The following is a 12,898-nucleotide window of genomic DNA, read 5'->3' as shown; positions in this document are numbered from 1 at the left end:
GTTACTCCGTAGCTTGTGCCGTCGGTAAAGCGGCACGCTGATCGCGGATGCGCTGCGCGGCGAGCAGGGCAGCCGCGACGATCGGCTGGTAGCCCGTGCAGCGGCACAGATTGCCCGTGATCGCTTCGCGGATCTCGGCTTCGGTTGGCGCATCCGTTTCGTTCAGCAGTTCGGTCAGCGTCATCAGCATGCCAGGCGTACAGAACCCGCATTGCAGCGCGTGTGTTTCGGTAAAGGCTTTTTGCAGTTCGTTGAGCGTGCCATCGGCGTGAGCAAGTCCTTCGACGGTGGTCAGCGAGCGGCCGTTGACCTGGGCCGCGAGCGTCAGGCAAGCGCGCGCAGTGCGGCCTTCCAGCAGCACGGTGCAGGCGCCGCATACACCGTGCTCGCAACCGTAGTGCGTGCCGGTGAGATAAAGGTGGTGACGCAGGAAGTCACCGAGCATGAGGCGCGGTTCGACCTCGCGCTCGTAAGCGGTGCCGTTCACGACGACTTTGACGGTACGAGTCTCCATGTCCATCTCCTTTTTTGTCACTCTATGATTGTCTTGCTGTCTGTCCTGCGACGCGCGAGAACGCTGTCTTCAGCGCTCTTTCGGTCAGGACGCCGGCGAGATGCTGACGGTAGTCGGTACTCACGTGCGCGTCGGTCATCACGTCGAGCGCACGCGCGGCGTCGCTCGCGATGCGCAGCGCGCTTTCATCCATCGGGCGGCCGCGCAGGGCGGTCTCGACCTCGTGCATCCGCACGGGGCCGGGGGCGACGCCGCAGATCGTCAGCGAAACGCGGTCGAGGCGCCCTTGCGGATCTGCGGTGCAGAGCGCCGCAGCGCCGACGATGGCGTAATCGCCATGGCGCCGCGCGAACTCTTCGAATGCGTAGCCATGGCCTTCGGGCCAGATCTCGAGCGAGATGCCGGCGAGCAGGTCGCCTTCTTCAAGCGCGGGCGTCATGTACATCATCGCCCAGTCGGACATCGGTAGCTCGCGGGTCGTGACTGCGCCGTCTTCGTAGCGGGCGATCGTCAGGACACCGTCAAGTGCGGCGGTGAAGCATGGCTGCTCCGACGACGGGTCCAGCTGGCACAGGCTGCCGCCGAGCGTGCCGCGGTTGCGGATCTGCTTGTGGCTAACGAGCTGGTAAGCCTCGCGGATCAGCGGCGCGCGCTTCATGACCAGCGGCGACAGTTCGATGTCGCGCTGCCGCGCCATTGCGCCGATGTGAAGGCGGCCATTGCGCTCTTCGATGCGGGTCAGCGCCTCGACGCCGTTCAGGTCGATCAGATGACTCGTCATCAGATACCGGAAGTTCATCATCGGCATCAGCGACTGGCCGCCGGCGAGGACCCTCGCATCCTCGAGCGTGCCGAGCAACTGCGCGGCTTCATCGACGGTGATCGGCGCGTGATACTGGAATTCAGTGGGTTTCATGCGTGCTCCGATAGTGCGGTGGCTTCCTCAGCGGGGCTGCTTGCGCCCGAAGAGCCGCGCGAAGAAATTCCGGATCGACTGCCACATTGCCTGGCGCACGAGTGCGCCGGCGTCAAGAGGCGCGACGGGTGCCGCTGCGAGCGGCGGCCGACGCGTTTCGGTGGCTGGCCTGGGTGCAGCTGCTTCACCGGCCGTGTTCGTCCCACCCGGTTCACCATCGGTGTCTGGCGTGGCGGCCGGAGCGGCCTGGGCGTAGTGCGCCGCGTCCGCCTCGATGAGTGCGGATAGGTTCTTGGCGAACTGGTTCAGCAGCTGCTGCGAGAGCGCCTCGATCATCCCGGCGCCACGACCGTACTGTGCGACTGTGCCCGACAGATTGACGTCCGAGACAACGTCGACCTTGGTCTTGCCGCCGCCCGAGTCGGTGACGACCGCGTTGATCTGCGCATCGGCGCCGCCGCGGCCTTTCGTGTCGGTACCGCTTGCAGACACCACGACTGTGTGGTCGGCGTCGTTCTGTTCAGCAATCTTGAATTTGCCTGCGAACTTCAGCGTGAGCGGGCCGAGCTTGACGGTGAAGCCGCCCTTGTAACTGCCGTCAGGCTGCTGTTCCTTGAGTTCCGCGCCCGGAAAACACGGTGCAGACCGTTCGATGTCGATCATGGTCTTCCAGACATCCGAGGGCGGTGCTTCGACGGTAAAAGACGAACGGATTGTGATTGCCATACTGCCTCCTAGGAGCGATCGGCCCGTGCTGGCGCCGTCCCACTTATTTAGTCACTACTTAAGCCGCGCGGCGCGTGAAACTGTCCTATGCGCAAGCGGGCTCGCGTTTCATTTCATCGAGCGACGGTCGACAGAAAATCGTCGAATACCGTTGCAAAGACTTCGCGCATGTCGAACGCTCCAAAGTGCGCCGCGCCCGGCACCACGACGAAACGGCTATTGGGCAGCGCTTCGGCGATCTTCTGCGACACCGCTGGCGGAATACTTGCATCGGCATCGCCCGCAACGACCAGCGCCGGTGCCCGCACGTCTCGCAGTTCGCTGAGATTGTCGAGGAGCGAGATCGCTCGCCAATTTGCGCTCCAGCTATACCAGTCGTCCGCAGCGAGCCGCGTGCGGCACTTCTGGATAAGATCGGGGCGCGGCGTATCTGCGGTGAACCAGCGCGTGATCGTGTCGTCGATTACTTCGGACATCGAACCTTGCCGGCTCATGTCACCGCGTGCCAGAATGCGCGGGCGCGCTTCGTCGGGAAATCCGCCGGCCGTTCCGCAGAGAATCAGCGCGTCAACAAGCTCGGGGAACTGGATCGCAACACGTTGCGCAATCATGCCGCCCATCGACACGCCTGCGAGAGTGGCACCGGTAAGGCGTTCCTGGCGCAGCATTGCGGCGACGTCAGTCGCATGATCGGCCAGCGTGATGGGGGCGGTGACGAGGCTGGAGTCTCCGTGGCCGCGGATATCGATCGTGATGACCTCATATGACGCGGCCCAGTGCTCGACGTATTCGTCCCACCAGCTTCGATCAACGCCGATCGGGTGAAGCAGGACCAGCGGCCGGCCCGTGCCGCGACGGGAGTAGGCGATGCGGCCGGCTGGGACTTCGCAGAAAGTTGATTGAGACATGACCTATACGAGTAATGCGCGCAGGAGGGTTACAGATGCAATCCGCGATCGGCCACCGGGTCGGCAACCACCGCGCGAAACGCCTGCAACCCACTGGAATACCAAGGCATGCGCGCCTGGGATGACATGACCAATCGCGGCGCGCGCTTCACGAACCGCAAGCCGCCTTCAGGCGGTAGCGGCAGCTTTTGCCTTCAGATCGAGCACAACCGCCTTCGCGCGACGCAGCCCTTCGGCTGCGACGGGAATGCCCGCATAGACGCCGGCCTGCAGCACCACTTCGGCAATTTCCTCTTCCGTCACACCGTTGTTTATCGCGCCGCGCGTGTGCACTTCGAACTCGTGCCAGCGGCCGAGCGACGCCAGCATCGCGAGATTCAGCATGCTGCGTGTTGGGCGCGTGAGGCCCGGGCGATTCCACACGTTGCCCCAGCATACGTCTTCCGTGTATTCAAGGAAGACGGTGTCGAATAGATGGGGGGCGACGTTGCTCTGCGTGTGACTCGAGCCCAGCACTTCCTTTCGGATCTTTGCGCCGATGGCACGACGTTCAGATAGCGTGATGTCTTCCATTGAGTATCCTTCGGGTTTGTCCAGCTGTTGTAGGATTGTATAATGAGAGGCAGTATCGGAGCTTCGTCTCGCAATGTCAATATGATTGTATTACGAAGTTGGGCTTGGCTCCACTAAATTCAAACGGCAAAAGGGATGGAATGAACACCAACAGATTGGTAGTGCGGTCGGTGGCAACGCTGCGCCAGCAGGTGATCGACGGTTTGCGCGCATGTATTAGCGACCTGACTTTCAAGCCAGGCGACCGGTTGATCGAGCGCGAGCTGTGCGAAATGCTTGGTGTGAGCCGCACGCTCATTCGTGAGGCGTTGAGTCAACTGGTAGCCGAGGGGCTTGTGCAGATCATTCCGCATAAAGGTCCGATCGTCTCCGTGATGACAGCAGACGAGGCGAGAGGTCTGTATGAAGTGCGCGCGGTACTTGAGGCGCTGGCGGGCCGTCAGTTCACCGAGCGGGCGACGGACGAACAGCGCGTCGCACTGAAGGAGGCTTTTAATCCGCTCGCGCTGATACGGGACATGCAAGGCCAGGAGGGCATCATGCTCTTCCTGAAACAGAAAGCGCGTTTCTATGACGTGATGCTTGAGGGCGCCGGCAATCCTGTGCTCATGGAGATGCTACGCCTCGTCCATACGCGAGTGATGATGCTGCGCGCGACGACGCTCTCGCAGGAAGGACGCCTTCCGCAAAGCTATGATGAAATCGCGACGATCGTCGACGCAGTAATGCGGCGCGACGCCGACGCGGCTGCGGCGGCGTGCAAGCGCCATGTAGAGCAGGCGGAAAGGCTTGCGGTCCAGGTACTGGCCGCCGTGGCTGGTTAGGTTCACGAAACGCCTTGTCTGCCAACTTGTTTTTTGCCCTTTACGTTTGGCAGAGGGTGAAATTGTCGCTTCGCGGACCGGTCCGATGAGCACGCGGTCCAAGCGATGTTTTTACCTCCAGATTCGTCGCCATCGCTGTCCACAGCGTGTATTCGTCCCGGATGCAGCTGACCCCCGCGCTACGGAACCTTCCATTTCTTCCGATCCTCGCTTCGACGCCCTTGGGCATCATGCCCACACAGCGGCTTGCACCAGACAGTAATACAATCATCTGTATTGCAATCTAATTGCATTACGCTATACTGCGCCAAATGATCAATCGGGCGAGATGACCCGGATCAATCGAATCGCTCGCCCTTGTGGCGGAAGATCAGGAGACGGAAACAATGGGTACAACGCAGGGCGCCAACGCGGCGCCGGTGGAGTCGGCCGAGCCACAAGCATTCAAGTTGTCCCGCTATCAGTGGCTGGCGTTGATTTCGGCGTTCCTCGGCTGGATGTTCGATTCGATGGACCTGAATCTCTTTACGCTCGTGCTCGTGCCGAGCGTCGGCCAACTGTTGCACAGTACCGACGCGACAGAAATCAGCAAGATCGGCAGCTACATCATCTCGGGCAAGCTGCTTACATGGGGCATTGGCGGTGTGCTGTTTGGCGTGGCCGCCGACCGGTTTGGCCGCTCGCGCATCATGGGCTGGACCATCCTCATCTACGCGGCCTTCACGCTGCTGAGCGCATTCTCGAAAACGTGGTCCCAGCTTGCTATCGCGCAGGCGATGGCCGGTTTTGGCATTGGCGGTGAGTGGGCGGCAGGGGCTGCGCTCGTTGCCGAATCGTGGCCCGGCCGGCAACGCGCCCGCGCCATGCAGATCATGCAAATGGCGTTCGCGTTTGGCTTTCTCGTGGCGGCGCTCGACAATCTGCTGCTAGGCCGCTTCGGCTGGCGCATCGTACTCGGCGTGGGCGCCGCGCCCGCACTCGTCACAATTCTTGTGCGCCGCTTCGTGCCTGAGCCCCAACGCTGGGTGCAAGTGCGCGAGAGCGTCATAGCCGAATCGGCGTGGCAAACTTTTACCGCCATCTTCGCGCCGGGATTACGCCGCAAGACGATCATCGGCGTAATCGTGTCGTCGGCTGCCATGCTTGGCTGCTGGGGCGGTCTTACGTTTCTGCCGAGCTGGATTCATCAGTTGTCGGTTGTAGCCGGCGATCATGGCGACATCAGCAAGACGGTCAGCTACGCGTTCATTCTCATGATGATCGGCGCGACGCTCGGCTACCTTACGCTGATCTGGATGCTCGACGCACTCGGGCGCCGGATGTCGTACTTCATCTTTTCGGCAGGGTCGCTCGTGGTCTCGCTTGTGCTGTTCATGACGGTGCATGACATTGGCCGGGTACTGTGGCTGATGCCGGTGTACGGATACTTCGTCATTGGCGCGTTTGGCACGTTTGCCGCCTATTTGCCCGAGCTCTTCCCGACCCGCGTGCGTGCGACAGGGCAGGGCTTCTGCTGGAACATGGCCCGTGCGCTGACAAGTATTGGTCCCATCGCCGGAAATGCGGTAGTGATGAAGTTTGGTTCGTTTCCGGCAGCATCGGCGGCGGTGTCGCTGCTCTTTATCGTTGGCATGGTGTCGATATGGTTCGGTCCGGAGACAAAGGGCGTTCCGCTCGACAACTGAGGATCACTGAATACAACTGGGCGGCCGAGTAGTCCGTCTCGCGGGTGCCGGTGTTTCCTCCTTGCGAAGGCGCTTGAAGGGAAAGTGCGCCGCCGGCCCCAGTCCGCGTCGCCAGGCAGCATTTCTTTTTTTGGTCTACTGGAACACACCTTGAGTACAGACATGCCAAAGCCCGACGCTTCAATCCGAGAGGCCAGCGCAGAATTTCCGTCCGCGCGCGTCTTCGACGTCGGAATCAACGAGCGCTTGCCGCTCCCGCAACTGGCCGTGCTCGCGCTGCAGAACGTTTTCGGAATGACGGGTATGTTTGTGTTCCCGGGACTGCTCGGCCGCGCATTTCAGTTATCCGATCCGCAGATCGCGTACCTGTACGGGATGACCTTCATGACGTGCGGGATCATCACGATCCTGCAATCGGTGCTCCTGTTGCGCCTGCCGGTCGCGCAGGGTCCCTACGCAGGCAGCTTCGGTGCGCTCCTGACGGTCGGTCATTTGCAGTCGGGCGGCCTCGGTACGGCATTCGGGTCGTTCTTCGTCGCTTCGTTGATTTGGTGCCTGCTCACGGTGCCGATCCGCGGACGCAGCGTGGCGGGCATGTTCGCGCGGCATCTGCGCGTGCCTCTCATCTCCGGGATGATCGTGATGTTGATCGTGGTGCAGATCGCCAGCGTCGCGTTGCCGACCTGGATCGGCAACCCTAAACAGCCCGGGTTTCCGGTCGTGAACCTGGTGTCCGGCGCGGTTGCGGTGGCCGGTATTGTCTACGCGATGCTGTGGGGCGGCCGTCGGCTGCGTCGCGTCGCGATCCTGCTTGGCCTCGCGCTCGGCACGCTGGTCTACACCCTGTTCCAGCCGGTTTCGTTCGCGGCGGTAGCCGCCGCGCCGCTCATTGTCGAGCCGCGCATCTTTCCGTTCGGCTTCGGCATGCGCCCCGATCTCGTTGCGGTGTTCCTGCTCGTGCTGATTCCAGCGGGCATGGGATCGATGGCCCTCTACCAGACAGTCGCCGAATGGGGCAATGAGACGCTGAGTCCGGGTCGCATGTCCGAAGGGCTTTTCGGCGTCGCGCTCGGCTCAGTTGTCGCGGCAGTGTGGGGCGGCTTCAGCACGATCGCGTATCCGGACAACATCGGTATTCTGCACGCAACGCGCGTCGGTTCGCGCTTCGTGACGCTCGCTGCAGGCATCCTCCTGATCGTACTCGGGGGCTGCGTGAAGTTCGACATGCTGCTGGTCGTCGTGCCGATTCCGGTGATTTCGGCTGCTGCGACGTTACTGTTCGGCATCGTCTTCATGCATGGCGTGCACATTCTCGCGCAGGTCGAGTGGGACGATCGCCGGCTGATTGCGTCGGGACTGGCGTTTGTCGTTGGCCTCGGCGGTCTCTTCATATCACCCGATGTCATTCATGCGATGCCGCTGATGCTCCAGCTCGTGCTTCAGCAACCGGTGATCTCGGGCGGGCTCACGCTCGTCATATTGCACACGCTGCTTTGCTCGAAGCAGCAGCCGTCGAACACGTCGCCGGCCGCGCGTGCCCCCGCACAGAACCAGGCCTAGGCAAGGCCGTAAAGATGCCCGGGCGGGCTGCCCGGGCGGACTCTTCGACGCGCTGTTATTTCTGAAGATCGTGTATCCGGATCGAGACAACCCGGCAGCATATATCTTATATTTTGTAGTACATATCAATAAGAGAGCTAGCCTTCGGAACGCCACTCGACACGGGCCAACGTGTGCGAAAACGCGCCGCTTCGCAGCCATAAATCCAGGGTTTGGAGAGGTAGGAGACATAGATGAAAATAAAGATGGGGATGAAAGCGCTCATTCTCGGCGCAGCACTATTCGCTGAGGCAGCCCATTCGCAATCAAGCGTTCAGCTCTACGGGCTTCTCGATGCGTTCATCGGCTACAAGAAGCCGATGAACGGTCAGTCGAGTGTGATCGCGGGCAACGGTGGCATGACGGCACCGTACTTTGGTCTACGCGGGTCGGAGGACGTCGGTGGCGGTACGAAGGTCATCTTCGACCTCGAAGGCTATTTCAACGTCCAGAACGGCTCGATGGGCCGCACTGGTTTCCCGCATGACGGCCTGTTCTCGCGCAACGCGTACGTTGGCGCGAGCGGCCAATACGGTACGGCGACTGCCGGCCTGATTCCGCCGCTGCTGTGGTTTTCGACAATTACATTCAATCCATTCTGGAACTCATTCGTATTTTCGCCGATCGTGCTGCACAGCTACGTCGGCGTGAATGGCCAAGGCGTATTCGGCAATGCAGGCGAGTGGTGGAACTCCGTGTACTACGCGTCGCCGTCGTTTAACGGACTCGTCGGGCGTGCAATGTACTCGTTCGGCAACGACCCGGGCCATCTCGGCCAGAACAAGTGGAGCGGCCAGGTCTCGTACAACAACGGCGGTTTCGCGACGTCGGTTGTGTATCAGCAGATCAAGTACAGCCTGAACGCTGGCGACCTCGGCACCGTGCTACCGGGACTGACGACGCAGTCGGTGGCGAACTTTGGCGTGTCGTACGACCTGAACTTCGTGAAGCTGTATGGCCAGTACCAGCACGTCTGGGATTCGATCTCGAATGGCAACGTTGGAATCGATACCGGCCAGATCGGCTTCGCGATTCCAGTGGGCATCGGCCGGATCCTTGGCTCGGACGCGTATTCGAAGAGTTCCGGCCATAGCTTGGTTTATCGCAACACCTGGGCGCTCTCGTATGACTATCCGCTTTCGACGCGCACCGATATCTATGCGGCGGTGCTGTCCGATCGCGCAAGCAGGATGTCGAACGGCACCACGATCGGCGGCGGTTTGCGTACGCAGTTCTGATCGATTGCCGGTGCCGACGATCCGCGAGACCTGCTGACTAAGCTCCGCGGGAGAGAGGCGGTCGCGCGAATTCAGACAGCAGGATGGCCGGTCGTTGCCCGCAGTTCGAACTCGATCTGTGGGCAATCCACGGCTTACGACACGGGAAATGCAGCGTACGGCACATACCCGGCCCGACGAATTTAACGATGTCAACGGAGGAGATATGTTTGAGATTGGAGCAGCAGGTAGCGGCGCGCGCAGGATTGGTTTGAGGGGCTCGGTGGCCGTCATGACCCTATTGGGGCTTTCAGGCGGCGCCGCTCATGCACAAAGTAGCGTTACGTTGTATGGCTCGCTGGACGGCGGCCTGCGCAATGTGGTTGGCGGCACAAAGGGAGGCGGCGCGGCGCTGACGATGGCATCGAACGGTGTCTACAAGTCGAATCGCTGGGGGTTTCTCGGCATCGAGGACCTGGGCGGTGGGTACTACGTCCGGTTCAATCTGGAAGCGGGCTACATTCTCTCGACGGGCGCCAACAGTAGCACGACGAATCAGGAGTTTCAGCGGACGTCGACGGTCGGGTTGGGGGGCCCGTTCGGCCAGGTCAACATAGGCCATCAGTTCACGCTGCAGCACCGGCTGATCAAGGACTTCGAGCCGTTCGACCTGCACTATCTGGGCATTACCGAAGCGGCGGCGATCTCGGGCGGCACCAGTGGCCGCGACGACAATGCTATCCACTACCACGGCGACTTCGGTCCATGGACGGCTCGTGCGGTCTACGCACCGGGCGGTGTGGCAGGCAGTCTCGCCAGCGGCACCATGCTCGCGGGCGGCGTGAACTATCACACCAAGATGTTCAAGTTCGGTGCAGGCTATACGCATCGTTCGAACCCGTTTTCTGCCACATCGAACACTTTTTTTGCCAACGATCAATACACGGCGGGCGGTGCCGTGACGATCGGCCCGGTTGAACTGATGAGCGGCTATTCGCTCGCAACACAATCCGTTCCGTCCACGGTGCACAGCAAGACGCGCAATCAATACCTGTGGGGCGGATTTCGCTATCAGGCCTTGCCGGACTTCAACGTAACGGGCGCGTATTACGACAACAAGAACGCGACGAACGGCGTGGACGGGAGAAAGGACGTCGCCATTCTGGGCATCAGCTACGCGCTGTCGAAAAGCACTGAACTTTACGCCGATATCGACTACACGCATTTCACGGGTGGCTACGTGACCAATGCAACGCTGAACCCTTCCGGGCATGACAAACAGACAGGCATCTCGTTCGGCATGAACCACTTCTTCTGAGACTCGCTAATCACAAGCTGGATGTGAGGGAGGCATGTATGAACCTGTGATCCCGCCCCGTGTATTTGAACCAAGCAGGACATCGAGGGTTTCGGCCGTAGTCTTCGCTTGACTGATCCCGATGAGCGACGAGTATTCAATGCGGGTCGCGCGGATATGCGCTGAAAACATTCCAGCTCGAACGCGTCGCGGTCGTCGATTTCGATGCCCATAATGACGACGGCACACAAGCCGCGTTCTTCAACCGGCCTGAATTGTTCTACGCGTCGAGTCATCAGTCGCTGTCATACCCGGGGACCGCGCTGCATCGGAAACTGGCGTGGCTCACAGCATCGTCAACGTACTGCGGTCGCGCGGGTGCGGTTTTGAGTTGTTCCGGGAGCACATCGAATCCGGTATGTTGCAAGGCGATACGATCGATCTAATTTCTATAATTTGACAGATTTTATGATCACCGACAAGCACAATTTAGTGCGAGTTTTTCGAATAAATTCGAAAATAAGTGCTAATCAATGAGATTCAAGGGCTATATATATGGATGGTCCTGATAAAACCGGCTGTCCGCTATCAGAGATTTGCATACCTCTTGCTACACTTGAGTGTAAGGCTAAATTGCCTTACATAGGCCTTTTCGGAGGGGTTGTGATGAGTACGTTAACCGTGACATCGAAAGGGCAGGTCACCTTGCGAAAGGATGTATTAGATCATCTGGGCGTTCAACCTGGACAGCGGATTTCGGTTGATAAGCTGCCGGACGGCCGGGTGGTAGTCAGCGCGGTGCACGCCAGCGAGCCAATCAGCGTGGTTTTTAACCTTTTGAAAAGAGACAACCGGCCCGCGCTGTCAATCGACGAGATAAATGATTTGGCGGCAAAAGGTTGGGCCGACAAGCGATGAAGATTACGGCCGATACGAATGTCCTTGTGCGTGCAATGATCGGCGATGACGAGCAGCAAAGTTCGCTCGCGCAAGCGGAGCTCGCGGCGGCCGAACTTGTCGCGATCGCACTGCCGTCGCTATGCGAACTGGTGTGGGTACTCTCGCAAGGTTACAAAATCGCGTTCGATGAGATTGCCGATGCTGTGTGGCGCCTGACTAATGCCGCGATTGTTGTGGTGAACCGTCCCGCTGTCGAAGCCGGGCTTGCGCTCCTAGATGCCGGGGGCGACTTCGCCGATGGTGTAATTGCGTACGAAGGGCGATGGCTGGGTGGCGAAACGTTCGTGTCATTCGACAAAAAGGCGGTGAAGCGCCTGACGGCTCAGAGCAAGGCTGCGCGTCTACTCGCATGACGGTTGCGTCGTAGGTAATAGGCGGGACCGTAATTGCCATATCCAGAGAAAGCCTAATTAAATGGTCCGTCAGTAAAATCTATGGGCGAGTTCTGGCTCAGGAAGTTTGCCAAGTACGTGATATAGCGAGAGTTCCGTCATTTTGAAGGTGCGATATCCATAGGCTTTTCTCATAGTGACTTTGGCTTTGTTGTTCAGTCCCTCAACGATGCCACTGGAGAACGCCTTTCGCGCCCGGAAATAGTTGAGCAACAGCTCTCGATGGGTGCGTACTGTGCGAGCGAATTTCTTGAGCGGGTCGATGCGCGAGCGCATGACCTCGCTGCACCACTGATCCAGGAATTTGCCTGCCCATGCGGGTGACTCGTAGTCCCAGAATTGCTGGAAGTATTCTTTGAAGAGGTAGGCCCGTACGCTCTTGAGGTTATAGCGCAGCACCTCACGCAGCTTGATGCGCTGGGAGTCGGTCAGGTTCCCCGGGCGCTTGAGCAGACACCAGCGCGACTTCTTAAGCACCGGCTCGTAGCCGTCCTTGACCAGTTGGCGTGCTTCGCCCGCACGGACCTCGTCGATGGCAAGATTGAGTTTAGCGACGATGTGAAAGCGGTCCAGAATGTTCAGCGCCCCTGTGCAATGCAGTTTGATCATGTCCAGATAGGGTTTCCACATGTCCGAACACACAAACTCGATGCCCTGCGCCAGTTCCGTGCCGATCATATCGAAGAACTTCTGGAACGCTTCTTTGGTGCGCTTCTCGCCCACCCAGAGCAGGCGCGTGCAGCCCGCCTCGATCTGGTAGACCAGTGTCAGATACTCATGACCACGACCGTAGGCGATTTCGTCCACGCCGATGGCCCGGATATGCCCCAGCTCGCGATGCTCCAGACCCCATTGCACGACATAGGCCACGGCCTGTTGGACCTTCTCCCAACTGGTGTGGAAGGACTGTGCCGTGTCCTTCCATGAAAGCTTGCGCGCCCAGTGCGCCAAGTACAGCATGTACGCCCTGGTCAACTGGTGCTTGCCCATTGCCCAGGGCACCTCCTCTACCTTGACCCCACATCGCCTGCATTCCACGCGCCTCATGCTGTACAGTAAAAACACCGCAAAGCCCCAGATCGGGATGAACTCGAAGCGGCGTTGGGGCAGTTGGTCGTAGCCCCTGGCGGGTTGATGGCATCCTGAGCAGCACGCTCTGGAGCCTTTGCGCGGGCGCACATCGATCTCGATAGTATTGCTATGCATGCACAAGCGCGCGGTACCGTAGACGAAGCCAGGGAAATGGTGGCAGGCATTAAGCAGACGAGTCAAAAGCATGAGCAACAA

At 59.9% G+C, this 12,898-nt stretch carries 14 protein-coding genes; 8 read left to right on the top strand and 6 right to left on the bottom strand.

The window, feature by feature from the left end; translation table 11 throughout:
- Position 1 precedes the first annotated feature (1 nt).
- From ACMX25_RS37400 to ACMX25_RS37380, 5 genes are all read right to left on the bottom strand, one after another.
- Positions 2-514 carry a (2Fe-2S)-binding protein gene (locus tag ACMX25_RS37400; protein WP_414954900.1) on the bottom strand — a complete coding sequence of 171 codons (513 nt, stop codon included), beginning with the start codon at positions 512-514 and terminating at the stop codon, positions 2-4.
- Positions 515-536: 22 nt separating this feature from the next.
- Positions 537-1,430: an FAD binding domain-containing protein gene (locus tag ACMX25_RS37395; RefSeq protein WP_414954899.1), complete on the bottom strand. Its 894-nt coding sequence runs from the start codon at positions 1,428-1,430 to the stop codon at positions 537-539.
- Positions 1,431-1,457: 27 nt separating this feature from the next.
- Positions 1,458-2,156 (bottom strand): SRPBCC family protein, encoded by a 699-nt coding sequence (locus ACMX25_RS37390; RefSeq protein ID WP_414954898.1) that lies wholly within the window; start codon positions 2,154-2,156, stop codon positions 1,458-1,460.
- A gap of 113 nt (positions 2,157-2,269) precedes the next feature.
- Positions 2,270-3,064, bottom strand: coding sequence for an alpha/beta fold hydrolase (locus ACMX25_RS37385; RefSeq protein ID WP_414954897.1), 795 nt, complete (start codon positions 3,062-3,064; stop codon positions 2,270-2,272).
- A 168-nt stretch (positions 3,065-3,232) separates the two neighbouring features.
- Positions 3,233-3,637: a carboxymuconolactone decarboxylase family protein gene (locus ACMX25_RS37380; protein ID WP_414954896.1), complete on the bottom strand. Its 405-nt coding sequence runs from the start codon at positions 3,635-3,637 to the stop codon at positions 3,233-3,235.
- Positions 3,638-3,777: 140 nt separating this feature from the next.
- Here ACMX25_RS37380 and ACMX25_RS37375 point away from each other — a divergent pair, with 140 nt between their 5' ends.
- From ACMX25_RS37375 to ACMX25_RS37340, 8 genes are all read left to right on the top strand, one after another.
- On the top strand, positions 3,778-4,461 hold the full coding sequence (locus ACMX25_RS37375) for a GntR family transcriptional regulator (RefSeq protein WP_414954895.1): 684 nt from the start codon (positions 3,778-3,780) through the stop codon (positions 4,459-4,461).
- A 386-nt stretch (positions 4,462-4,847) separates the two neighbouring features.
- Positions 4,848-6,146, top strand: a complete 1,299-nt coding sequence (locus tag ACMX25_RS37370) for an MFS transporter (protein ID WP_414954894.1) — start codon at positions 4,848-4,850, stop codon at positions 6,144-6,146.
- 162 nt (positions 6,147-6,308) lie between these two features.
- Positions 6,309-7,706 (top strand): uracil-xanthine permease family protein, encoded by a 1,398-nt coding sequence (locus ACMX25_RS37365; RefSeq protein ID WP_414954893.1) that lies wholly within the window; start codon positions 6,309-6,311, stop codon positions 7,704-7,706.
- Positions 7,707-7,939: 233 nt separating this feature from the next.
- Positions 7,940-8,983 (top strand): porin, encoded by a 1,044-nt coding sequence (locus tag ACMX25_RS37360; protein WP_414954892.1) that lies wholly within the window; start codon positions 7,940-7,942, stop codon positions 8,981-8,983.
- 205 nt (positions 8,984-9,188) lie between these two features.
- Entirely contained in the window at positions 9,189-10,280 is a 1,092-nt protein-coding gene (locus ACMX25_RS37355) for a porin (RefSeq protein WP_414954891.1), read from the top strand.
- A 134-nt stretch (positions 10,281-10,414) separates the two neighbouring features.
- Positions 10,415-10,705 (top strand): hypothetical protein, encoded by a 291-nt coding sequence (locus ACMX25_RS37350; protein WP_414954924.1) that lies wholly within the window; start codon positions 10,415-10,417, stop codon positions 10,703-10,705.
- Positions 10,706-10,925: 220 nt separating this feature from the next.
- Entirely contained in the window at positions 10,926-11,177 is a 252-nt protein-coding gene (locus ACMX25_RS37345; protein ID WP_414954890.1) for an AbrB/MazE/SpoVT family DNA-binding domain-containing protein, read from the top strand.
- A complete protein-coding gene (locus tag ACMX25_RS37340; protein ID WP_414954889.1) occupies positions 11,174-11,572 on the top strand; it encodes a type II toxin-antitoxin system VapC family toxin in 399 nt (132 codons plus the stop codon). The genes ACMX25_RS37345 and ACMX25_RS37340 overlap by 4 nt, the downstream gene beginning before the upstream one ends.
- A 69-nt stretch (positions 11,573-11,641) precedes the next feature.
- On the opposite strand, the gene ACMX25_RS37335 is transcribed toward ACMX25_RS37340, so the two are convergent.
- A partial coding sequence (locus tag ACMX25_RS37335) for an ISL3 family transposase (RefSeq protein WP_414950301.1) occupies positions 11,642-12,898 on the bottom strand: 1,257 nt, incomplete at its 5' end.

Source organism: Caballeronia eucalypticola, from assembly GCF_047608185.1.
Classification (GTDB): domain Bacteria; phylum Pseudomonadota; class Gammaproteobacteria; order Burkholderiales; family Burkholderiaceae; genus Caballeronia.
The sequence above is the reverse complement of the archived record's forward strand: the minus strand, read 5'-3'. Positions and strand labels throughout refer to the sequence as shown.

Bases quoted from the DNA above. Each gene is read 5' to 3' on its own strand.
- ACMX25_RS37370 (WP_414954894.1), top strand. From the start codon at position 4,848: ATGGGTACAACGCAGGGCGCCAACGCGGCGCCGGTGGAGTCGGCCGAG.
- ACMX25_RS37380 (WP_414954896.1), bottom strand. From the start codon at position 3,637: ATGGAAGACATCACGCTATCTGAACGTCGTGCCATCGGCGCAAAGATC.
- ACMX25_RS37395 (WP_414954899.1), bottom strand. From the start codon at position 1,430: ATGAAACCCACTGAATTCCAGTATCACGCGCCGATCACCGTCGATGAA.
- ACMX25_RS37375 (WP_414954895.1), top strand. From the start codon at position 3,778: ATGAACACCAACAGATTGGTAGTGCGGTCGGTGGCAACGCTGCGCCAG.
- ACMX25_RS37365 (WP_414954893.1), top strand. From the start codon at position 6,309: ATGCCAAAGCCCGACGCTTCAATCCGAGAGGCCAGCGCAGAATTTCCG.
- ACMX25_RS37400 (WP_414954900.1), bottom strand. From the start codon at position 514: ATGGAGACTCGTACCGTCAAAGTCGTCGTGAACGGCACCGCTTACGAG.
- ACMX25_RS37355 (WP_414954891.1), top strand. From the start codon at position 9,189: ATGTTTGAGATTGGAGCAGCAGGTAGCGGCGCGCGCAGGATTGGTTTG.
- ACMX25_RS37385 (WP_414954897.1), bottom strand. From the start codon at position 3,064: ATGTCTCAATCAACTTTCTGCGAAGTCCCAGCCGGCCGCATCGCCTAC.
- ACMX25_RS37345 (WP_414954890.1), top strand. From the start codon at position 10,926: ATGAGTACGTTAACCGTGACATCGAAAGGGCAGGTCACCTTGCGAAAG.
- ACMX25_RS37390 (WP_414954898.1), bottom strand. From the start codon at position 2,156: ATGGCAATCACAATCCGTTCGTCTTTTACCGTCGAAGCACCGCCCTCG.
- ACMX25_RS37340 (WP_414954889.1), top strand. From the start codon at position 11,174: ATGAAGATTACGGCCGATACGAATGTCCTTGTGCGTGCAATGATCGGC.
- ACMX25_RS37360 (WP_414954892.1), top strand. From the start codon at position 7,940: ATGAAAATAAAGATGGGGATGAAAGCGCTCATTCTCGGCGCAGCACTA.